Source organism: Spirillospora sp. NPDC046719 (assembly GCF_040645715.1).
Classification (GTDB): Bacteria; Actinomycetota; Actinomycetes; order Streptosporangiales; family Streptosporangiaceae; genus Spirillospora.
This window is the reverse complement of record NZ_JBEYYT010000839.1, coordinates 1-1860: the sequence shown is the minus strand read 5'-3', so window position 1 is coordinate 1860 and position 1860 is coordinate 1. Positions and strand designations below refer to the sequence as shown.

The following is a 1860-nucleotide window of genomic DNA, read 5'->3' as shown; positions in this document are numbered from 1 at the left end:
TGGGGGCAGGCTCCGCCTGCCCCGCCCCCGGGTCGCGCCGCCCCCACCGTCGCCCACGTAAGGGAAACCGGAGGCGAAAAGCGCGATGAATTGGCGCCGATTCGAACCTCGCAAGGAAATGTAGGTATACCCAGCTATACCTATCCTCAGAGCAACAAAAATAGCCCCCCTTTCTCGACACCAAGACCATCCACAGTCGATATACTTGACTCATGCATTCGGTCAAGGTCGATCTCGACGAGGCGTCCACCATGGAATTGGTGAACGCCGCTGCGAAGATCGCCGCCGAACTGGCCACCCGCGAGGCTCCCGAATCTCCGGCAGCATGCCTGGAACTCACCGAAACCCTCGTGGCAGCGTCCGATATGCAGGAAAGCGCGCTGGCATCGTTCATCGGTCGGGTCGACACCGCCGGAGAACAGGCCCGCTGGGGATATCCCTCCACCCAGGCATGGCTGCGGTCACGGTTGGGCATGCGCGACAGCCGAGCCAAGGAGCGCCTCACCCTCGCCCGGCAGCGCCACCGCCTGCCCCACGTTTCCGCCGCGCTCGCCTCCGGCGACCTGTCCTACGGCTACGCCACCACCGTCGCCGACTCGGTCGCCCGCCTCGACGACACCGACTGCGCCGAGGCCGAGACAACCCTCCTGGGCTTCGTCGAGCAGGGCTTCTCGGCCGGGAAGGTAGCCGCGTTCGGCCGCCGCATCCGCGACCTCATCGCCGAACGCGACGACACTGAAGACGCCCCCGACGAGGACACCAAGCGGGGCTACGACAAGTCCTGGCTGACGACCACGCGTTCGCTGGACGGCGGCCGGTACGTCAAGGGGTGGCTGAACCCCGAAGACGCCGCCATCTGGGACGGCACGCTCGCTCCGCTGGCCAAGCCGGCCGGACCGGACGACCGCCGTGACCTCCCCGAACGGACGGCGGCGGCACTGTCGAGCGTGCTGTCGGGTGGGCACAAGGCGTCCAAGGTCACGGTGATCTGCGACGTGGAGACGCTGACCGGAGGCAACGCCCCGGCGCGCCTGCCTGACGGCACCCCGATCCCCGCCGCCCAGGCCCGCCGCATCGCCCTCTCGGCCGGAGTCTCACCCCTCCTGCTCGGACGCGGAAACACCCCGCTCTACCTCGGCTACCGGGAACGGTTCGCCAGCGCGGCACAACGACAGGTGCTGGAGACGCTGTACTCCTCCTGCGCGGTGAGGGGCTGCGAGGTCCCCGGGACGCTGTGCGAGGTCGACCACGTGCACGGATGGGCGCTGGGACGATCGCCCACCGACATCGACCAGCTCGCCCTCACCTGCGGATGGCATAACCGCTTCAAGCACAGTCGTCCCGATCAAGTTCAGATCACTAAAGATGGCGACGGGCGATACGTCTACCGGCTACTCCCACCAGCCGACGCCAGAGGATCCACAACCGGGACCGGGCCACCAGGCAGTATCGGCCGCCCACCCGAATCCCCCGCCCTCGACTGGGCCGCCTGACCAACACTCGACACCGCCACACCGGGTAGACGCACGCCCGCGCTACTGGCGCGGGCGCCTACCCCTGTCGCCACGCCGCTCTAATGCCACCGGTGACCACACCCGCGCGCTGGTGTCCCGTACGGCTCTTCCAATGAGCGGGCCGAGCGCTGCCGATCCCTCCGAATCACCCCGGGCAAAATCACCGAATGGCCTCGCCAGCGAACTGGGCGGCGGGTTCTCGAATTCTCCCGGTCTCCCTTACGTGGGCGACGGTGGGGGCGGCGCGACCCGGGGCGGGGCAGGCGGAGCCTGCCCCCAACACCTGCCTAGGGGCCGCAGAGGCTCCAAAGTCAAGGGTGGACGAAGTCCATCGCGAAGCGACGCC

At 68.3% G+C, this 1860-nt stretch carries 1 protein-coding gene; it reads left to right on the top strand.

What is annotated here, in order from left to right; translation table 11 throughout:
• Positions 1 to 212: 212 nt before the first annotated feature.
• On the top strand, positions 213 to 1493 hold the full coding sequence (locus ABZ914_RS50810) for an HNH endonuclease signature motif containing protein (protein WP_500201745.1): 1281 nt from the start codon (positions 213 to 215) through the stop codon (positions 1491 to 1493).
• Positions 1494 to 1860 lie beyond the last annotated feature (367 nt).